Source organism: Burkholderia sp. BCC0322, from assembly GCF_902833045.1.
Taxonomy (GTDB): Bacteria; Pseudomonadota; Gammaproteobacteria; order Burkholderiales; family Burkholderiaceae; genus Burkholderia.
This window is the reverse complement of record NZ_CADFDU010000007.1, coordinates 259,948-278,254: the sequence shown is the minus strand read 5'-3', so window position 1 is coordinate 278,254 and position 18,307 is coordinate 259,948. Positions and strand designations below refer to the sequence as shown.

Here is an 18,307-nt window from a genome sequence, read left to right as displayed (position 1 = left end):
CAGTCATGCTCCCATGGCGAACGATGGCGCAGTAGCCGCTAATATTGAAACCCGTTGTTTCTCTTTGTGGACGCTGGAAGTGAATCTGAACGATCTCTACCTGTTCGTGCAGGCGGTGAACGCCGGCAGCATGTCGGCCGCCGCGCGCCGCCTCGACCTGCCGAAATCGACGGTCAGCAAACGCGTTGCCGAGCTCGAGCGCACGCTCGGCGCGCGGCTCGTGCATCGCACGTCGCGCAGCTTCCGGCTCACGCCGGTCGGCACCGAGTTCTTCGAACATGCACGCGCGGCAGTGATCGAGGCCGAAAGCGCGCGCGACGCGGTGCTGCGGCAAGCCGCCGAACCGGCCGGCGTCGTGCGGATCACGGGCTCGGTGCCGGTCGCGCAGCACATCCTCGCGCCGTGCCTGCCAGCGCTGGCGATCGCGCACCCGAAGCTGCTGCTGCAGATTCACGCGAGCGACCGCCTCGTCGACATCGCGCAGGAAGGCTTCGACATCGCGGTGCGCAGCCATTTCACGCCGCTGCCCGATTCCGCGCTCGTGCAACGGCCGCTCGCGGCATCGCCGATCGTCGCCGTGGCGTCACCGGCCTATCTCGCGCGTGCCGGCACACCGGACGCGCCGGCCGATCTCGCGCAGCACGACGGGTTGCACCCGGGCCAGCAGCCGTGGCGGCTGCAATGCGGCGGGGACACCGTCGACGTGACGCCGCGCCTGCGCCTGCAGGCCGACGAATCGACGCTGCTGCTGCAGGCGGCGACGGCCGGCCTCGGCATCGCGTGCCTGCCCGACTGGATCGCCGGCGCCGCGCTCGCGTCCGGTGCCCTCGTGCGCGTGTTACCCGGCTGGCGCGCCGGTACCGTCACGACGACGCTGCTGATGCCGCACCGGCGTGGCCAGTTGCCCGGCGTGCGCGCCGCCGTCGAGTTTCTCGCGCAGCACGTGGCGCGCCATCACGGCACCGCCTCGACCGACGCACGCGTCTGAGCGGTCGCCCGATCGATCGATTCAAATCGTGAATCGATCAAGTCAGCAATTGGCATGAAAGCGCAAATTTCGACATGACAGAATGACCCGGACGCCCTGCCCGCCCGCATCGGCGTCCGGCCTCCGGCCGGCATTACCCACACGAATGGCGCGCACCGACGCGCCTGCCGCACGACGGCACCTTCCGCCCTTCGGAGGAGACAGTCATGAATCCGCTTCAAGCGCTGTCGGCGTCCGCGTCGGCAACGGCCCGGCGCACGCGCGTGCGCTGGCTGGTGCTGGCCGTCCTGTTCGCGGTCACGACGATCAACTACGCGGATCGCGCGGCGATCGCGATCGCGGGCCCGAGTCTCGCCCGCGCGCTGCACCTGAGCCACGTGCAGATCGGCTTCATCTTCTCCGCGTTCGGCTGGTCGTACGTGGTCGCGCAACTGCCCGGCGGCTGGCTGCTCGACCGCTACGGGTCGCGCATCGTCTATGCGTTCAGCATCTTCTTCTGGTCGCTGTTCACGTTGCTGCAGGGCACGATCGGCTTTTTCGGCGGCGCGGCCGCGTTCGCGCTGCTGTTCGGGCTGCGCTTTCTTGTCGGCGCGGCCGAGGCGCCGTCGTTCCCGGCCAACAGCCGGATCGTGTCCGCGTGGTTCCCTGCCGCCGAGCGCGGCACCGCGTCGGCGATCTTCAACGCCGCGCAGTACGCGGCGACCGTCGTGTTCGCGCCGTTGATGGGCTGGCTCGTGCACGCGTTCGGCTGGCAGTCGGTGTTCGCGGTGATGGGCGTGCTCGGCTTCGCATTCGTCCTGGTGTGGAATCGCACGATGTACGACCCGAAGGACCACCCGAGCATCAACCGCGCGGAACTCGACTACCTCGCCGAAGGCGGGGCGCTCGTCAACATCGACCAGGCGACGGGCGCGCGCGGCGGCGGACCGTCGATGCGCCACGTGAAGGCACTGCTGAAGAGCCGGATGCTGATCGGCGTGTACGTCGCGCAGTACTGCATCAACGCGCTCACCTATTTCTTCATCACCTGGTTTCCCGTCTATCTCGTGCAGGCGCGCGGGATGTCGATCCTCAACGCGGGGCTCGTCGCGTCGATCCCGGCCGTGTGCGGGTTCCTCGGCGGGATTCTCGGCGGCGTCGTGTCCGACGGGCTGCTCAAGCAGGGTCGCTCGCTATCGGTCGCGCGCAAGGTGCCGATCGTGTTCGGCATGCTGCTGTCGATGTCGATGATCGTCTGCAACTACACCGATTCGCACGTGCTTGTCGTGCTGTTCATGGCGCTGTCGTTCTTCGGCAAGGGGCTCGGCGCGCTCGGCTGGGCCGTCAACGCGGACACCGCGCCGCGCCAGATCGCGGGCTTGAGCGGCGCGCTGCTCAACACGTGCGGCAATCTGTCGAGCATCACGACGCCGATCGCGATCGGCTATATCGTCGACCGCAGCGGCTCGTTCAACGGCGCGCTCGTCTATGTCGTCGCGCACGCGCTCGTCGCCGTGATCTGCTACCTGTTCGTCGTCGGCGAGATCCGCCGCGTCGAGCTTCAATGAACGGCACGGGCCGCGACGGCGCAGGCGGCGGCCCGTGCGCCACCGGAACCAGGAGCGAACCGATGTCCGAATCCCGCCGTGCCGGCACCCCGCACGTCACGCGCATGCAGGTGATTCCCGTCGCCGGCCGCGACAGCATGCTGCTCAACCTGTGCGGCGCGCACGCGCCGTACTTCACGCGCAACCTCGTGATCCTCGACGACAGCAGCGGACACATGGGCGTCGGCGAAGTGCCGGGCGGCGAAGGCATCCGTCATGCGCTCGAGCGCATGACGGATCTCGTGGTCGGCCAGTCGATCGGACGCTACCAGGCGACGCTCAACACGGTGCGCGCGGCGCTGTCCGGTGCCGGCCCGGGTGCGGGCCGCACGATCAGGCACGAGGTGACGTCGGCCGGTGAAGCAGCGGTGCTGCGCCAGCCACACGAGATCAACCTGCGGCTCGACAACGTGATCACCGCGATCGAGGCGGCGCTGCTCGACCTGCTCGGCCAGCACCTCGACGTGCCGGTCGCGGCGCTGCTCGGCGAAGGCCAGCAGCGCGACGCGGTGCCGATGCTCGCTTATCTGTTCTATATAGGCGATCGCGGCCGCACCGACCTGCCGTATCGTGACGAAGCGCAGGCGCATACCCCGTGGTTCCGGCTACGCAACGAGGAAGCGCTCACGCCGGCCGCGATCGCGCGGCAGGCCGAAGCCGCGGTCGATCGCTACGGTTTCGCAGATTTCAAGCTGAAGGGCGGCGTGATGGCCGGCGCCGACGAGATGGAAGCGATCGCCGCGATCAAGGCGCGTTTCCCGGACGCGCGCGCGACGCTCGACCCGAACGGCGCGTGGTCGCTCGACGAGGCCGTCGCGCTGTGCCGCGGGCAAGGCCACCTGCTCGCCTACGCGGAGGATCCGTGCGGGCCGGAAGGCGGTTATTCGGGCCGCGAGGTGATGGCCGAATTCCGCCGCGCGACCGGTATTCCGACCGCGACCAACATGATCGCGACCGACTGGCGGCAGATGGATCACGCGGTACGGCTGCAGGCGGTCGACATCCCGCTCGCCGATCCGCATTTCTGGACGATGCAGGGGTCGGTGCGGCTCGCGCAGCTGTGCCGCGACTGGGGGCTCACGTGGGGCTCGCACTCGAACAACCACTTCGACGTGTCGCTCGCGATGTTCACGCATGCGGCAGCGGCCGCGCCCGGCACGATCACCGCGATCGACACGCACTGGATCTGGCAGGAAGGCGACGCGCGGCTCACGCGCGAGCCGCTGAAGATCGTCGGCGGCCAAGTGGCCGTGCCGGAGCGGCCGGGGCTCGGGATCGAGCTCGACATGGCGCAGGTCGAGGCCGCGCATGCGCTGTACAAGGAGGTGGGCGGCACCGCGCGCGACGACGCGGTCGCGATGCGCTATCTCGTGCCGGGGTGGACGTACGATCCGAAGCGGCCGAGTTTCGGGCGGGGGTGAGAGTGGCATTACCGCGCGGCAAAGCGCGCGCCGGCCGCCCCGGCACGCGATCGCGACGCGGCCGAGTAGGAACGGGCCGCGTCGAAGGCAATACTCGATGCGAGCGCGTTACGCACGGCATGCTGGAAAATAAAAAGGCTCGATCTTGCTGAGACAGGGAGCAAATCCTTGCACGCACTCGGACTCATCTCTTTGCACTCCAACCGCAGAAATCAAAGGCCTCTGTAAAACGAATGTCGAGCAGGTGGAAGCAATTCTCTGCACTTTGTCCTAGCTGCACTGATTTCGTTGCACTTTGTGCACTTGGCGTGGTGGTGGATATGGCGCGCTTCTGATGCAGGTCCCACTCGATACAGGTATGGTTACGTGGAATGGCAATCAGTCGACACGGGCTGCAGATGTGCATGCAGCGTACCTCTAGGCCAACCGCCATGGATCCCGATACCGCTCACGTCTCAACGCCGCCTAGTAGCGTCGATCAATTCATCTCGTCCTTGAATGATCGGGGAGGCGCGAATCCACTGATCTCAGCACGATGCTTCGCCCTCGCCTTGCATATCGACATGCCAACGCTCGCGCAATTGGCCGGCGTAGACTGCAATGCCGTTAGATCTGAGCGTATGCAGAGATTTCTTCAGGACGCGATCAAAGTCATCCAAGCTGCGGCCGACGTCTCCGGAGACGTACAGCGCGCGCTCTTTTGGTATCGCAACGAGCCGCTCTCTCCCTTCGACGATAAGACAGCTGAACAGCTCGTGTCAGATGGGCGCACCGGCGATTTACTCCGCTACATCTCAGCGCTTAGGGAAGGAGCCGCCGGGTAGTACGTTGCGCGTCCGCACCTAGCAACCACTCTCACACTAGCGCGGATCCACGCCTAGTGACAGAAAACAGGGAACGGGGCATATCGGTCTGGACGTTGTTCCGCGGTATGTTTCCGTCCCACCTCTTCAGTGCCCTGGCGATAAGTCGGCATTTTCCTTTCCACCATCACACCGATGGTCGATCACGGGAAGCTTGCCTGCGCGAGTTGGGTAAGCAATGCCGCTCGACTATGGATGGACCCATTCGCCGCTTAGATCGCCGGTCTCTCGAATCGTCCCCCCAGCTTGCTCTCGAGACCGGGTGCTGCAGTTGTCACTCACGACTACCACCCGCTCTTCTAGGTGGCTCCGCAAGCCCCGCCAAATTATCCTATAGCACACATTATTCAATACAATCAATGACTTAATTTGACGTCACGAGGTTCTGCACGCTATCGTCTCATCTTCGTGCCTCCTACAACAGCACGACGGCGCAGTCCACGCTACAGCCTGCGCAAGACTCAATTCAATCGGATCCCTAATCAACCAGGAGGAAGCCCAAAGTGGACATTTGACCTCGTGCGGAAACACAAAGGGCCCAGCCGTTGACGCGGCTGAGCCCTTCGAAAAACTGTGCATCCATGAACGGTGGATAGGCACATTCTAGCGGCCGACAGCATGCTGTCAAGGCCACCGGGAGTGTTTTTCTCGTCGTTTCCGCCCCCTTTATTTCATCGAGCCCCTCGCCTTGCATTTCGGCAGGCGAGGAGGGGCAACGCGTCCTCTTCACAGGAGGTTTTCGTGTTCAACGACGACGAACTACAACCGCTGTTTGACGAACTGGGTACGCCGGTTCAAGGACAGAAAGCAATCCGCTGGATCCGTTCCAACTCCCCGGTTCGAAGGACAGATGGCGGGAGCATCAGTAATTCGGTGAGATATTGCAGCTTGAAGATGGGAACAACGGTGGACTGCGAGGCATATCACACCGAATATGCTGCCGCGGTGACGTGGGATCACGACGATGAAACCATCGAATTCTATGGGCAACCCTACCACCTAACCATCGTACAAACCGCACCGAGCGGACGGCGGTCCAGTTTTCAGTATGTCCCTGATTTTTTGCGCATCACTCGCGCCGGTTTCCAGTTCGTCGAATGCAAGCTCGAGGAAGATCTGGTCAAGCTGGCACGAGAAAAACCTCACATGTACACGGTTGATCAGTCTGGCGAGTGGCGCCGGATTGCGGCCGAGCAAGCAGCGGCGGACCTCGGTGCGACCTTCGTTATCCGTTCATCTCGCGAAAACGCATGGGCGCTCATCGAGAACCTTGAGTTTTTGCGCGACTACAAAGCGTGGAAGCCTCAGAACGACGTGACGCAAATTGCCGGCCTCCACGAACGGATCGCGTCTCGTCCGTGGAGCACTATCGCGTCAGTACTCAACGACCTCCCTGATATCGCGGACACGTTGTACTCCGAGATCTCATCTGGGCGGGTTGTGTTCGATTTGCCCAGCGATCGCCTAACGAATCCTCAGGAAGCGCTGGTTTTCCGGGACAGACATGCTGCCGTCGCGTACCGCTCATTCGCCAAGTCCGAAACTAAATCGCCCCGTCAATCGGTCACGCTCTCGATCGGCCCCGGCGCTCGCTTCCAGTGGGATGGCCGGCTTTGGGAAGTCCTAAACCGTGGTGATTCATCGATAGCATGTCGCAGTATCGATGAGAAGGCAGGCTGCCACTCAAACTTCATTGAGCTCACCCCTGCCGTTCTCGACGAACTTGCTCAGCAGGGAAAGGTCATCCCTGTCGTCGACAAACTCGTCGCCGATCGGGGAGACGCGTTAGCAATCCTCGAACGCGTCAGTGTTCAAAAGCTGGAAATCGCGGTCGAACGTTATCGCGTCCTATTCGAGCCTGATGCTGCCACCACCCTGGCTCATTGCACGCTCCGCACACAGAAATACTGGCTCGCCGACTATCGACGAGCCGAACATCGCTACGGATACGGGTTCATTGGCCTAGTTCCAAACGTCATGCAAAGCCAGGGCAATCACTGTCGGAAGGTCGCGCAACCAGTCATCGATGTCATGCAGCACGTATACCAAGAGAAGTGGACGAAGCCGCAACGGAAAACAATGACCGCAATGTATGGCCTGGTCATAAGCCTATGCAACCAGCAGGGATTTCGACCACCGAGCCGCAAAACGTTCGCAGCCGAAATAAGAAAACTCAAGACGCCCAAAGATGTAGTCAAGCGACTCGGCGCCCGCGTCGCCTATAAGTTGGATCCCATCGTCCCGTATTGGTGGATTGGGCCGACAACACCGCCACACGGGACGCATCCCTTCCACATTGCGCACATCGATCATACCCCGCTGCCAATTAGATTTCGGGCGCGACTCGATGGCCGTGTTCTGAAGACAATCTGGCTGACGTTGATGGTGTGCACATTCACGCGGCGAATACTGGCGTACTACCTTACGTTCGACCCACCTTCCTATCGCTCATGCATGATGGTGATTCGAGAGTGTGTCAGGCGACACGGAAGAGTTCCTCAGTTTATCGTCACAGACAGAGGACGGGACTTCGAATCAACTTACTTCGAACAGCTCCTCGCGGCCCTCAAGTGCAACAAGAAACGACGTAAAACGGCTCGCCCCCACGATGGGTCGGTGATCGAATCACTATTTGGCACAACCCAAGAGGCGTTCATTCACAACCTGCTTGGCAACACGCAGGCAGAAAGCCAATACAGAAAAGTCACAAAGGAGATATCCCCGTCGCGTCTGGCCATCTGGACCTACGAAACGTTCAGTCGAAAGTTCGAGGAATACCTTAACAAGGTATACGACAAAAATCACCACACTGCGCTCGGGTGCAGTCCACTCGAGGCATACAACGCTGGCATCGAGTTAACGGGACGTCGGCACCATGTTCGGGTCACATACAACGACGCATTCATGTTGATGACCATGCCATCGACGGCCAAGGGGACCGCAAAAGTGACTGTTCGCGGCATCAAGGTTAACTACTGCTACTACTCATCGCCAGCGCTGCGAATCCTTTCAAGGATCGGCGAACGAGTGCCTGTTCGGTTCGATCCTTTCGACATGGGCATCGCCTATGCATACATCGAGAACAAGTGGCACGAATGTCACTCCGAGCACTACGTCGTGTTCCGTGGACGCTCACAACGCGAAGTCCAACTGGCCAGCGAACGGTTACGTGAAAAATTTCGGCTCGCCGGCGCACAAGAATCCGTCAATGCACAGCGCTTGGCCGACTTCCTTACTACCGCGGAAGCTGAAGAAGCCGTCGCACTTCAAAGGCTCCATGAACTCGAGATGGAGACCTCAGAACCAGCTGTAGCGAAGAGCCCGTCCAGTGAAACCACGTCGCCGAAAGACTTGGTCCATCTGGACACATCAGAGTACGTGCCCTACCAACCGAAGATCCTGGAGGAATTCTGATGTTCACCTTCGCAGAAAACTCTCCAGAGTATGCCGAGTTGCTGAAATTCAAGTCGAGACGTGTCATGCATCTCAAGTTGAAAGAGGCCCTTGACTCGCTGTGCAACGCTGGCAATCCGTCCCGCGCTGATTCGTTCATGGTTCTCGTTGGCCCATCTGGCGTCGGCAAGTCTGTCGCCATTGAGGAGTTCATCAAGCGAGTAAACATGTCGTACGCCACCCAGCTCGAGTCCGATCCGTCATTCGTGCCAGCCGTATTGGTCTGCCTTCCAGCTCCAATCCGCGGGGATTTCAATTGGAAAGATGCGCTCGTCCGTACGCTCGAATGCTTCTACGAACCGCTCATTCGACGAAAGGTTATCCAACGCATGCTGGTCGAACTCGACGGAGAGATTGTTGGAAATCTTCCCGCACTGGTGGCGGAAGAACTCCGAAGAGCACTGAGAAGCTGCGTCATCCACCGAGGGACAAAGATCATCGCCTTCGACGAAGCGAGTCACCTGTTCATCATTCGTTCAAGGTCGCAGCTCTCGCTGCAGTTGAAGCTAGTTAAATCTCTCAAGAACGACATCGAAATACCGATGATCCTTGCCGCCACCTATGAACTCATCAAGCCGGAGAACTTCGATTCGCAACTGCTCAGGCGCTCAGATATTGTTCATTTCGGACGATACACGGCCGAAGACCTCCTGATCGGAAACTCATACGGCGACTCGTTCCGCGACACCATACACACGATGCTTCATGCGCTGCCGGTTGAGTGGGATAAGGATCTCGTGAATCACGCCGACTATTTCCTCATGCGATCCGTGGGATGCGTCGGTATCCTCAAAACATGGTTGCAGCGCGCGCTTGAACGGGCCTTGACCCACGGCATCCCGGTAGATAGCACCCTACTCGAGGCAACGGCCTTCTCGAACTATAAGCTGATGGCGATGCTGAAGGAGGCGATAGCAGGAGAAGCCCTTCTGATTGACATCAAGGAAGACGATCTCGCACACGAACTCGGATTCGATTACATCCCCACAATTCCATCTCGGAAGCAAGCTGCCGCCCCGGAGTCACGTCGCCCTGTCAAGAAGCGCCGACCGGGGACAAGAAAGCCGGGGCGAGATCCTGTCGGAGGAGCCTCAAATGACTTCTGATGACGATCTGTGGCAAACGTCGAATTGGCAGATGCCGGAACGAAGCCGCCTGTATCGGATCGCTCCGCTAGGCAACGATTCGATCATGCGGGAAGCATTGCATAGCGTCTTGATTCGCCTCGCTCTGGCCCATACCGTGAGCCCTCTTGTTTTGATGAGGCGCGAGATCGTTCCGGAGACAAGGATTCGACATACCAAACATAGTTCGAGTTTCACGGAGTCTCACCTGAAGACCATGAACGGTGTGGGCAAGTACGCAGCAGAATTCACTCGAAAGCTGGAAGACCTGACCAGCCAACAAAAGCTAAGCGAATGCTCCTTCATGCTGTGGTCCGGCCTACTCGACCCGCGAGCACTGGGGTTACTGTCTACGCATCCGAGATGGTGCCCACTATGCTTCCTCGAATGGCGTGACGCGGGACACGAACCCTATTTGCCGTTGATCTGGCAAGCCGCCCCCATTTTGGTGTGCCCAGTCCATAGCATGGCGCTGCAGTATGAATGCCCAACCTGCCGGCGGGTTCAGCCATTTGTGCCGCGCCACGCGCATGTGGACTTTTGTTCTCGGTGCGGCAGTTGGCTCGCGGCGAACCATAAAGAGCTCAGAGGAATCGTCAAAGCAAGCCGAATCAGCCCGCGTCAGCGGTACAACATCGATGCAATCGGCGAAATGATTCTCCATGGGCCGGAAATCAGCGAATCGCTCACAGCTCAGCATCTGCAGACTCGCATTGCCGAGATCGCTGAGCGTCACTTCGATGGCACCGTCGCGAACATCGAAAGAGCGCTTGGATTCACAAAGCGGGTCATCAGCCAATGGCGTTACCGAAACGTGCAGCCATCGCTGCCGGCCCTTCTTCTGATGACACAAGGGTTACGCACCACGCCCGTCGCATTCCTGCGCGACGGTCTCGACGACTCGTTTACGGCTCCTCCGCAAAGGCAGTTCCGGCCACCTACGCGCCGCACTTTAGATCTGTCCGTCAAGCAGCGCAATGCTTTGACCGAGGCGCTCCAAACCATCATCGCCCAAGGGTACTCCGAGAGTCCCATGAAAGACATCGCGGAGAAATTGGGCTACAAGTACACGTACCTTCGATATTGGTTCGAGGACGAGTGTCGACAGATCTCGAGACTTCATCGGCACTGGGTACTGGCCCAACGCAAGGAGAAGGAGGTTCGTGACGCTGAGCTTGCAACTCAACTCGTCCGGGCTGTGTATTCGACATACGCACATGTTACTCGGCGCCACATCGAAAAGTGCTTGCGGGAAGCCGGCTTATCTCTCGCCAATCCGGTTGTACGCCATGCGGCAAATCACGTGAAGGTCGACCATTTTTCTGCCAGTCGACCAATTCAGCATAGCAGTCCAAGCGAAGTATCCGCCCCTGCCGAACACTGGTCCGAAGATCCCACTCCGCCAGACTGAAGCAGCGTCGTGAGCTGGTTGAGGGCATTGTAGTAGGTCATCGCCTGCGTCGTCGTGCTGCGTAGATAGCGTCGATGGCTGCGCGTCACGATCGAGCGATCGCGAATCTCAGCCAACATTGGAGACTTGGTGCCGGCTCTCGAAGTCGACACCCAGTTCACAGCGCATCTGGCTGCAACACGTTGCCGGCGCCACCAAGCTGAGCGACGGTACCAATCAGCCGCGCATCCTACTACTTCACATTATTTGCGCCTCCCAAGCGCTCAACGTCTTTACGCAACTCTTCCGCACATGTATTCGTGCGCTGGCATTTGTTGACTGGAACCCATGGGCCATCAGGCATCTTCTTGTCTAGCCAATACAACGACACGATCCCTGCGTAATAGCTCCCCGGCACACCGGTAAATGCAATCTGCTCACCGTCCTTTGGGATCCCGTCGTATATCGTTACGGCAGACCCACTCTCGGGAGTGAGCGTGACCAACGTCCTACCGGACGCTCGGCATGAAACACCTACGATCGCATTGGTATACGAATCTCGCTCGCCATCTCCATATGCCTTCTTGATGGAAACGCCGCCCGGGCGCTTGCAACGCTCGGGCCAGAGAGTAACGCTCACGCCTTCGGCCGATCGTCCTTTGTCAACATTCTGAGGTATGTAAAACGTCAAACCAACCCCGATAAGTTTGTCGTCGGCCATCGGGGCTACGCGGTCCTGAGTCCATGCCCATGCGTTGGCCAAGCCGGGCTTGATAAAAGTGGTTAGCGCATCGTTGTAGGTTGCAGCCAGGACGCCGCCAGTCGAGGCCACAATGGCTACCACGGCCTTACTCGACATCTCTCGCCACCAAGCGCGTTTGGGCTGAATCTCAGTTGCCGGATCTTCATGGCTCACGCTCCTTTTTGTTCGAGTCATAGAATTCCCTCTTCGGTTGCGATCTGGTCAACAATCATGTCAGAAGCTGTCCGCAGATCGCGCGTCTCGCTCCTGTCCGAGCGACGCCGACAGTTTGATCGCTCGAAACCGCTCACGCAGCCGGTACGACTGCAGCTTGCACCCGAGGTATCCACCCGGACGCCGCCCGAGCGCACCGATTTCCACCAACTCGCGGGCGGCCAGCATTGCTTGCCGGGTCGACAGTCCTACACGATCGGCCAGATCGCCGATCGACAATGGCCGCCATACTGTAAAGCTGAGCAACGGGACTGCCAACAGGGCCAACTTAAACGCAGCGTCGGACGCGCCGCTCCGGCTCACTTCAGTCAGGAAGGCCTGCTCGAGCGGGGACAGTTGGGCGAGGGAACCGCTTTCGAGATCGATTCGCGATCGCATCTTCATTGGATCCGTTATCTATCCAGTGGACCGGACGCACCACCGCGGTCTCATTGTCAGACCTTGCCAAGCTGACTGCCTGGCAGCGGCGACTGCCTTTCCGAGGCCACGAATCGACACAGGCGGTCCCACGCTTCCTGATAACGGTACTTCGGCGCATAGCTGATCAAGCGGTCAAAGCCGAGCAGTACCTGCTCGATCGCCGACACGATCTCGTCCGGCAGTTGCCAACCGAGTCCCTGAGCCGCTGCTTCGATGCTGGTTTCCAGCGACGACTCGACGTCGAGCAACGTGGCGACATCCGTCACCGGTTCAGTTCTTTCCGACAGGAACCACGTCATGTACAGCACGCGCAGGAGCGAGACCATCGCGTCCTTGTTCCCTTGGCCCGACTTGAGCACGGCCAGCATCAGATGATTTTCCAACGAGAGCTTGCGTACGGCGCTCGCCGACATCGGCAACAGCATCTCCTTGGTCAGCGGCGTGCGGCCTCGGTTCTTTCGCGACATGATGTGTGGGCACGCAGTCGTGTTTCGAAGTTCGATGATTCGATCTATGGTGATCGGGCTACAGCGCACCAGCATGCGTCTGCAACTCCTGCGCGATGAACGCCGCAGCCGTCTGGTTGTACGCGTAAGGTGTCCCTGCAACCAAGCTCAGGCCCGTAGCCTGATTTGCGCCGGTGTAGTTCGCCAGATAGACGCTCCCGCCCAGCTGCGCATAGGCCAGTGCCGGCGCGCCGGTCATGCCGGTCAGATAGGTCGCGTCGCCGAGCGTCGCGATCGTACCGCCGTACTGCTGCTGCAGTTGGGCGAGTGTTTGACTGAGCGGATTACCCGATTGCACCATAAGTAGCGGCTGCAGCGCAGCCACCTGCGTCGTATAGCGAACCGAGCCGGCCGGCATCGCTGCCGTATCCGCCGCGAGCGTGTGCGCGACGCCACCATTAGCATCGATCGCGACGGCAGACACAGCCTGGCCCGACACATCCGTCGATGTCAGTGTCGCCTGCAGAATCGCCGGTGAACCGCCCACCCCGTACGTAAAGGCGTTCGCACTTTGCTGATCAATCTGGATGTCGTTGCCGAGACCCAGCGTACTGTAATCGCCTTGCGTGGTCACGAGCGTCATGCGCGTCGTCGTCATGCTGTACTGGCCGATCACGTTGCTCGTCTGCTCGCTGAACACCGAACTCGACGCGCTTGTCGTATAAAGCTGCGCTCTCGCGACGCCCGTGTATTGTGACGACGCGTTCAAGCTGCTGGCGAAACTGAAGTAACCGCTGCCACCCGATTGCAGGAATACGCTCGAGACGACACCACCGTTCGTCGCGGACGAACCCGAACCGGAGGAGCCGGTATTTGACGAAGGCGCCGGCCCGTTGCCTGTGTCACCGCCGCCACCACATCCGGTGAGCACGAGCCCCACGAGCACCAAAGCGACGGCGAGGAGATTTTGCTTGGAATGAAACATCGTCTTGTTCTCCGATGGTGTTCAGTACTGGTACGTCAATTGGAAACCCACGGTCGCACGGGCCGTCGGGTAGTGCGCAGGGGCATACAGTGGTGTGCCGATGAATAGGTCGTAGCTGAGAGCACCTGCGACGCCCGATTTGCCGCCGCGCACGCCGAGCGCGATCCCGGCCAACTGGTTGCCGAGCAACGCGGCGACGCTCGGACCCCACACATGACCGTAGTCGAGACCGAGGTACACCGCCTGACCGGTCGCGCCGATCGGCAGCTCAAGATCGTTCCGCCAATAGAAACCCTTCTCGGCTGAGAGCAGGTATTCGCCGTCGAAACCGCGTACGCTATAGAAACTTCCCAGTGACAGGTCGTCGATATAGAACAGGTGATCGGGCGTGTACTGGCCGTGGAACGTACTCGCATAACGCAGCGGCACCGATCCGATCTGGAACGGCATCGACAGCGACGCATCGAGCACGGCCATCTTGTACAGGTATGTCTGGTCGAACTGCGCGCCCATGAACGGATCGTGAAGTTCTCCCTGCGCACCGAACCATGGCACGCCTTGCCGATACGCAAGCGTCGCGTCCAGCTGTGCCTGACCGAGATACTGTCGACGGACTAGCCCCAGTTCGAGGAACGTATTGTTGCGGTGCTGGCCCGAGATCTCGGTGTCTTCAATGAAGCTTCGGCCAAAGCGGCGCGAAAGCTGCACTTCGACGCTTGTCTTGCTGAACTGATCCCGATACAGCAGGCGGTCGGCGCGCAAAGAGAGTGTTCGTGTCTGACCGCTCGCCAGGAATGTCTGGTTGGCGCCGGCGATGTGCTGAAAATAGTTGCTCGTATTGCCCGACACCGAGAAGGTCCAGTTGCCCCACGGGACCGAGTAGTACGCGTTGAACCCGTGTGTGCCCATGTTCTTGTCGGTGAACAGCATGTCGTTCGACACGCCGACACTGAACAGGTCATTCAGGCCCAGTGGATTGTCGTAGCCGAAAGTCGCAGAACCTTGCAGCTTGCCCGTCTCATGCGTTCCGGAGTTATCGAGGCCAAGTACAAATTTCCAGGGCCGCGATCGTTTGACTGCGATGACGACGTCGCTTTCTCCGACTTGTGCGGCCGGCTCGATCTTCATGTCGGCGTCCTGGCTCGGCACGCGCTTCATCTGCTCGAGGCCTTGTTCGAGATCGCGCAGGTTCAGCAGGTCGCCGGCGCGATTCGGGAATGCCGATTTCCACGTACCGCGCGTCGACGGATCGGCGAAGCGAATGTCGTGCACCGTGCCGGGCAGCAGTTCGAAGCGCAGCATGCCCGTGGAAAGGTCTTGATCAGGGACCAGCACGCGGGTCGTGATGTAACCTCGCGACAGGATCTGCGCGAGCACGCCCTTGCGAAGCAGTTCGACGCCGCGCTGGCCGGCGCATTGTCCGACGTAGCGATTCAGCCACCGGCGCGCGAACGCAAACTGGTCGGACCGAGAGGTCGGATCATTCAGCGCCCGCGCCGCTGACGGCAGCGACGTCGGCACATTCAGTTCGATGCGCTGAAGCGCGAAACACGGAGTCTCGCTCGGCAGCGTATCTGGAATTGCCTCTTCCTTCTGCTGCAGTCGCACCGATGGCGCACTCAATGCACGCTCACGCTCTTGCGCCTGCTCGCGCTGCTGCTGCAGTTGTTCTTGAACGGCACCGGCGCGATTGACAGCGACTCCGGCGCCTTCAGGTGCAGTCTGTGCAAGGCACGCAAGCGGCAACATCAGGCCAGCATAGGCCAGCGGCCAAAGAGTCGAGCGTATGGTCATTTTTTGTTAGAGATCCTTCGCGGTTCGGCGCATATCGATTTGTTCAAGCTCTCGCGTTACCAGCAAATGCTCGATAGATGTCGTTGGACAGACTTCCAAAGCCGAACTGAATAGACGTTCGGCAATTTTTTCGGAATGGCGCGCAACGTACGACTCGCCAATCGACGTCAGTGCCTCGCATTGTCGATCCTTGAGTTTGGCGGGATCTCCAGATGCCGTTGCTGCCCTCAACTGCGTTTCGTTTATCTCGCCGAGCGCGAACTGGATCAGTGGATAAGGCCACTCGTTTCGGCCCAGCTTGTCCTTGGCGCTCTCCAAGGCATCACGGTCGTCGACGTTGAGGCGTTTCGCCGCCATGTGTCTCCACAACAGCACATACGCGATGTATGGACCATCGCTGGTACTGCGCTTCAGGGAGAGCCACCTATCCGCGTCGCTAATTACCGCCTCGAATTTGCCCTGATAAAACCAGAATTGCATGCGTAAATGCAGGAGACCTGGATCGTCAGGCTCGATGCGACTGGCAGCTTCATATTCACTGAGCGCGTCACCATCGCGCCCCACCTTCGTTAATACATCTGCGCGGAATATGTGTGCCTCAACCGAGTTGGGGGCAATGCGTAGAATCTCACCGTATTCGTCGAGGGACGCTTGAGGCTGCCCGGCATTTTCCAGAACCAATGCAAGTGACCAACGGGCGTCAAGCCTCTCGGGCGCAAGCTGAACCGCAGTTGCGAAATCCACGAGTGCCTTGCCGATATTGCCCTCGTGCCGGTAGGCGATGCCGCGCATCCGGTAAATGTCGGCGCGTTGGGGGGCGAGATAAATCGATCGAGAAAAGGCCAAAATCGCCTGCTCGTTCTTGCCCGCCAACGTGTAGGAAATCCCCGCAAGATTGTAGAGAATCGGATTCGTTGAAATTTTTCGAGCTGCTTCAAGGTACGCGTCCCCCGCCTTTCCATGCTCATCTGCCGTGCTCCATGCGTCCGCTCGGCGAACGAGAGCCGACACTTCATCGCGCTCACGCGCTTGAGCTTGTTCGCGTTGCTGTTGCGTTTTATCCTGAACCGCTCCCGCTCGACTCACGGCGTGATCAAGAGACGACGTTTGGGCGAAGCATGCTAATGGCAGCATCAACCCCATGCATGCCAGCTTAGAGAATGTCGTGCGTGTAATCATTTTCTTGTTATGGCGGCTCGAAATTAAAGCTGCGGCGCCAAGTGCCCTTTGATCCAGACCCACTGCGTCCCGTCCCAGTGCCAATACCCACCGATCCAAACGAAACCTGGCAGATGCGTGGGCTGGGGTTCGTCCAGCGGCACGGGTTTCGGCGGAGCACCAGGTGGTGCCGCCTCGCATCCGCTCAAGATGATCGCAACGCAGCAGCAGATAAACGCACGGCAGGCCGTATTCCAACGAAAATTGCACGCGAGATTGACGAAACTCCCCTCACGTGGACTAGCAATCTCCGAAGCTGAGTGACGGGTTCTGGTCATAGATCGAGGTTTCGATGAATACGTCCGTTTCAACGGGTCGGCAACAGGCTTTCGTCAAAGGTGGACGTTGCTTCCCGATGGATGATGGTCTGCGCGTCGAATGGACGTCACGTCGGCGCGCTTCGCGAAGTCTGCTCAATCACAACTGAGCTGAAGTCCGTGTCCTCAATCCACTACGTACTCAAGAAAACGCCCGCGACCAACGCAGCCAATCCCGCGTACCATGCCCGCATCAAGGCACGCCCGACCGAGTGTCGTTTTGCGTAGACCAAAACATAGAAGGGCATGACGAAACACATGATTCCGCTAACCGGGTTGCCTGCAAAAGCATGTATCCCGATCAAGATCTGGGAAAGCAAGACCACCGCCATGCCACCAATGATCAGAATCGCTCCGATTGAATGTGCCATCCTAGTAACCGCTTTTCAGCGCCTCCAACGAAACAATTCGATCGAACTCGGGCCAGTCTTCGCGCACGCGCGCAAGCGTGCCACGCACGTACTCGTCCGGAACATACGGCGCTTGCGATTCAGGTAGCCGGTCAAATGGCACTTCCATCAACGGGTGATCGAGCACCGGGTTTTGCAAGCCAATCAGTTCTCGCAAACGAAACAGGAACAGGATTTCGAGCGGTGTGCGCGGGAACGCCGAGCAATCGTATTGCTTGTTTTCGCTATCCCGCTTCGATTCATGGGTATGCCGATCACAAGCGGCCAGGAGCCATGGCGTCAGCACCTCGGGATTGGGATCACGCCATCGTTCAAGAATGCCCTCGTAGATCGGCTCATCGTGAGCATACGGCGGCCACGTATGACTCACGTCACCGCGCCAGTCCGCGAAAAGCCGAAGCATGAACGCCTGAACGCGACGATGGTGTTCCTCGTACGACAGTTGCAGCTGGTATGTTCGATTCAGGACCGCGTGTGTGAGATAGCCCTGGTAGATACCTTCCTCGATACGCCCGAGCATGAAGTACATCGCCATCATTTCCGTCGTCAGTTTCCAGTCCATCATTCGCAATGGCCGCGGATGATCGGCAAATACCGTTCGGAATTTGACGTGCCAAAAAAAATCCAGACGGACGCCCAAGTCAACATAACCTAGCGCGTCGATCGTGGCGTTTTCCCACGGTTCGTCTTGAAGTGCTTGCGCCTCGGCTTTCGCAAGCGACCGGACACCCACGCCGATATATGGCGTACTAGGCGGAATTTTGTTCGCATTCTTTACATCAGCGCGTGCGTTGTATTCAATCGCTGGCTCGAATGACCATGGTGTGGTCTTCTCGTTCCATCCGATCACAGCCTTTCGGCTGGTCCAGCGCGGGGCTATGCCCAACGGGGTGAGATTTTTCAATTCGGTCATACG

Annotated in this window: 15 protein-coding genes; 7 read left to right on the top strand and 8 right to left on the bottom strand. The window is 59.7% G+C overall.

Going from position 1 to position 18,307, the window contains the following annotated elements; genetic code table 11:
• Positions 1-13 precede the first annotated feature (13 nt).
• From HWX39_RS21845 to HWX39_RS21815, 7 genes are all read left to right on the top strand, one after another.
• The gene (locus HWX39_RS21845) at positions 14-988 is read left to right on the top strand and encodes a LysR substrate-binding domain-containing protein (protein WP_175969934.1); all 975 of its coding nucleotides are present in this window, start codon (positions 14-16) and stop codon (positions 986-988) included.
• Positions 989-1,194: 206 nt separating this feature from the next.
• Positions 1,195-2,535, top strand: a complete 1,341-nt coding sequence (locus HWX39_RS21840; RefSeq protein WP_175969933.1) for an MFS transporter — start codon at positions 1,195-1,197, stop codon at positions 2,533-2,535.
• A 62-nt stretch (positions 2,536-2,597) separates the two neighbouring features.
• A complete protein-coding gene (locus HWX39_RS21835; protein ID WP_175969932.1) occupies positions 2,598-3,995 on the top strand; it encodes an enolase C-terminal domain-like protein in 1,398 nt (465 codons plus the stop codon).
• A gap of 431 nt (positions 3,996-4,426) precedes the next feature.
• Positions 4,427-4,819, top strand: a complete 393-nt coding sequence (locus HWX39_RS21830) for a hypothetical protein (RefSeq protein WP_175969931.1) — start codon at positions 4,427-4,429, stop codon at positions 4,817-4,819.
• Positions 4,820-5,599: 780 nt separating this feature from the next.
• Positions 5,600-8,272: a DDE-type integrase/transposase/recombinase gene (locus tag HWX39_RS21825; protein ID WP_175969930.1), complete on the top strand. Its 2,673-nt coding sequence runs from the start codon at positions 5,600-5,602 to the stop codon at positions 8,270-8,272.
• Positions 8,272-9,417, top strand: coding sequence for a TniB family NTP-binding protein (locus HWX39_RS21820; protein ID WP_175969929.1), 1,146 nt, complete (start codon positions 8,272-8,274; stop codon positions 9,415-9,417). Before HWX39_RS21825 ends, HWX39_RS21820 begins: the two co-directional genes overlap by 1 nt.
• Entirely contained in the window at positions 9,407-10,846 is a 1,440-nt protein-coding gene (locus HWX39_RS21815; RefSeq protein WP_175969928.1) for a TniQ family protein, read from the top strand. The genes HWX39_RS21820 and HWX39_RS21815 overlap by 11 nt, the downstream gene beginning before the upstream one ends.
• Before the next feature lie 232 nt (positions 10,847-11,078).
• Here the strand turns inward: HWX39_RS21815 and HWX39_RS21810 are convergent, their stop codons facing one another.
• From HWX39_RS21810 to HWX39_RS21775, 8 genes are all read right to left on the bottom strand, one after another.
• Entirely contained in the window at positions 11,079-11,741 is a 663-nt protein-coding gene (locus HWX39_RS21810; protein WP_175969927.1) for a hypothetical protein, read from the bottom strand.
• Between the two features lie 60 nt (positions 11,742-11,801).
• On the bottom strand, positions 11,802-12,185 hold the full coding sequence (locus HWX39_RS21805) for a hypothetical protein (RefSeq protein ID WP_175969926.1): 384 nt from the start codon (positions 12,183-12,185) through the stop codon (positions 11,802-11,804).
• Positions 12,186-12,235: 50 nt separating this feature from the next.
• On the bottom strand, positions 12,236-12,688 hold the full coding sequence (locus HWX39_RS21800) for a hypothetical protein (RefSeq protein WP_208458849.1): 453 nt from the start codon (positions 12,686-12,688) through the stop codon (positions 12,236-12,238).
• Positions 12,689-12,746: 58 nt separating this feature from the next.
• Positions 12,747-13,652 carry a hypothetical protein gene (locus HWX39_RS21795; protein WP_175969924.1) on the bottom strand — a complete coding sequence of 302 codons (906 nt, stop codon included), beginning with the start codon at positions 13,650-13,652 and terminating at the stop codon, positions 12,747-12,749.
• Between the two features lie 21 nt (positions 13,653-13,673).
• Positions 13,674-15,446 carry a ShlB/FhaC/HecB family hemolysin secretion/activation protein gene (locus HWX39_RS21790; protein WP_175969923.1) on the bottom strand — a complete coding sequence of 591 codons (1,773 nt, stop codon included), beginning with the start codon at positions 15,444-15,446 and terminating at the stop codon, positions 13,674-13,676.
• Between the two features lie 6 nt (positions 15,447-15,452).
• Positions 15,453-16,238 (bottom strand): tetratricopeptide repeat protein, encoded by a 786-nt coding sequence (locus HWX39_RS36355; protein ID WP_244135067.1) that lies wholly within the window; start codon positions 16,236-16,238, stop codon positions 15,453-15,455.
• A 410-nt stretch (positions 16,239-16,648) separates the two neighbouring features.
• Entirely contained in the window at positions 16,649-16,942 is a 294-nt protein-coding gene (locus tag HWX39_RS21780) for a YXWGXW repeat-containing protein (protein WP_175969921.1), read from the bottom strand.
• Between the two features lie 411 nt (positions 16,943-17,353).
• Positions 17,354-18,304: a hypothetical protein gene (locus HWX39_RS21775; protein WP_175969920.1), complete on the bottom strand. Its 951-nt coding sequence runs from the start codon at positions 18,302-18,304 to the stop codon at positions 17,354-17,356.
• Positions 18,305-18,307 lie beyond the last annotated feature (3 nt).

What these genes read in the sequence shown, in the direction of transcription:
- HWX39_RS21800 (WP_208458849.1), bottom strand. Translation starts at nt 12,688, where the DNA reads ATGTCGCGAAAGAACCGAGGCCGCACGCCGCTGACCAAGGAGATGCTG.
- HWX39_RS21805 (WP_175969926.1), bottom strand. Translation starts at nt 12,185, where the DNA reads ATGAAGATGCGATCGCGAATCGATCTCGAAAGCGGTTCCCTCGCCCAA.
- HWX39_RS21820 (WP_175969929.1), top strand. Translation starts at nt 8,272, where the DNA reads ATGTTCACCTTCGCAGAAAACTCTCCAGAGTATGCCGAGTTGCTGAAA.
- HWX39_RS21845 (WP_175969934.1), top strand. Translation starts at nt 14, where the DNA reads ATGGCGAACGATGGCGCAGTAGCCGCTAATATTGAAACCCGTTGTTTC.
- HWX39_RS36355 (WP_244135067.1), bottom strand. Translation starts at nt 16,238, where the DNA reads ATGCGCGGCATCGCCTACCGGCACGAGGGCAATATCGGCAAGGCACTC.
- HWX39_RS21795 (WP_175969924.1), bottom strand. Translation starts at nt 13,652, where the DNA reads ATGTTTCATTCCAAGCAAAATCTCCTCGCCGTCGCTTTGGTGCTCGTG.
- HWX39_RS21790 (WP_175969923.1), bottom strand. Translation starts at nt 15,446, where the DNA reads ATGACCATACGCTCGACTCTTTGGCCGCTGGCCTATGCTGGCCTGATG.
- HWX39_RS21835 (WP_175969932.1), top strand. Translation starts at nt 2,598, where the DNA reads ATGTCCGAATCCCGCCGTGCCGGCACCCCGCACGTCACGCGCATGCAG.
- HWX39_RS21830 (WP_175969931.1), top strand. Translation starts at nt 4,427, where the DNA reads ATGGATCCCGATACCGCTCACGTCTCAACGCCGCCTAGTAGCGTCGAT.
- HWX39_RS21775 (WP_175969920.1), bottom strand. Translation starts at nt 18,304, where the DNA reads ATGACCGAATTGAAAAATCTCACCCCGTTGGGCATAGCCCCGCGCTGG.
- HWX39_RS21815 (WP_175969928.1), top strand. Translation starts at nt 9,407, where the DNA reads ATGACTTCTGATGACGATCTGTGGCAAACGTCGAATTGGCAGATGCCG.
- HWX39_RS21780 (WP_175969921.1), bottom strand. Translation starts at nt 16,942, where the DNA reads ATGACCAGAACCCGTCACTCAGCTTCGGAGATTGCTAGTCCACGTGAG.
- HWX39_RS21840 (WP_175969933.1), top strand. Translation starts at nt 1,195, where the DNA reads ATGAATCCGCTTCAAGCGCTGTCGGCGTCCGCGTCGGCAACGGCCCGG.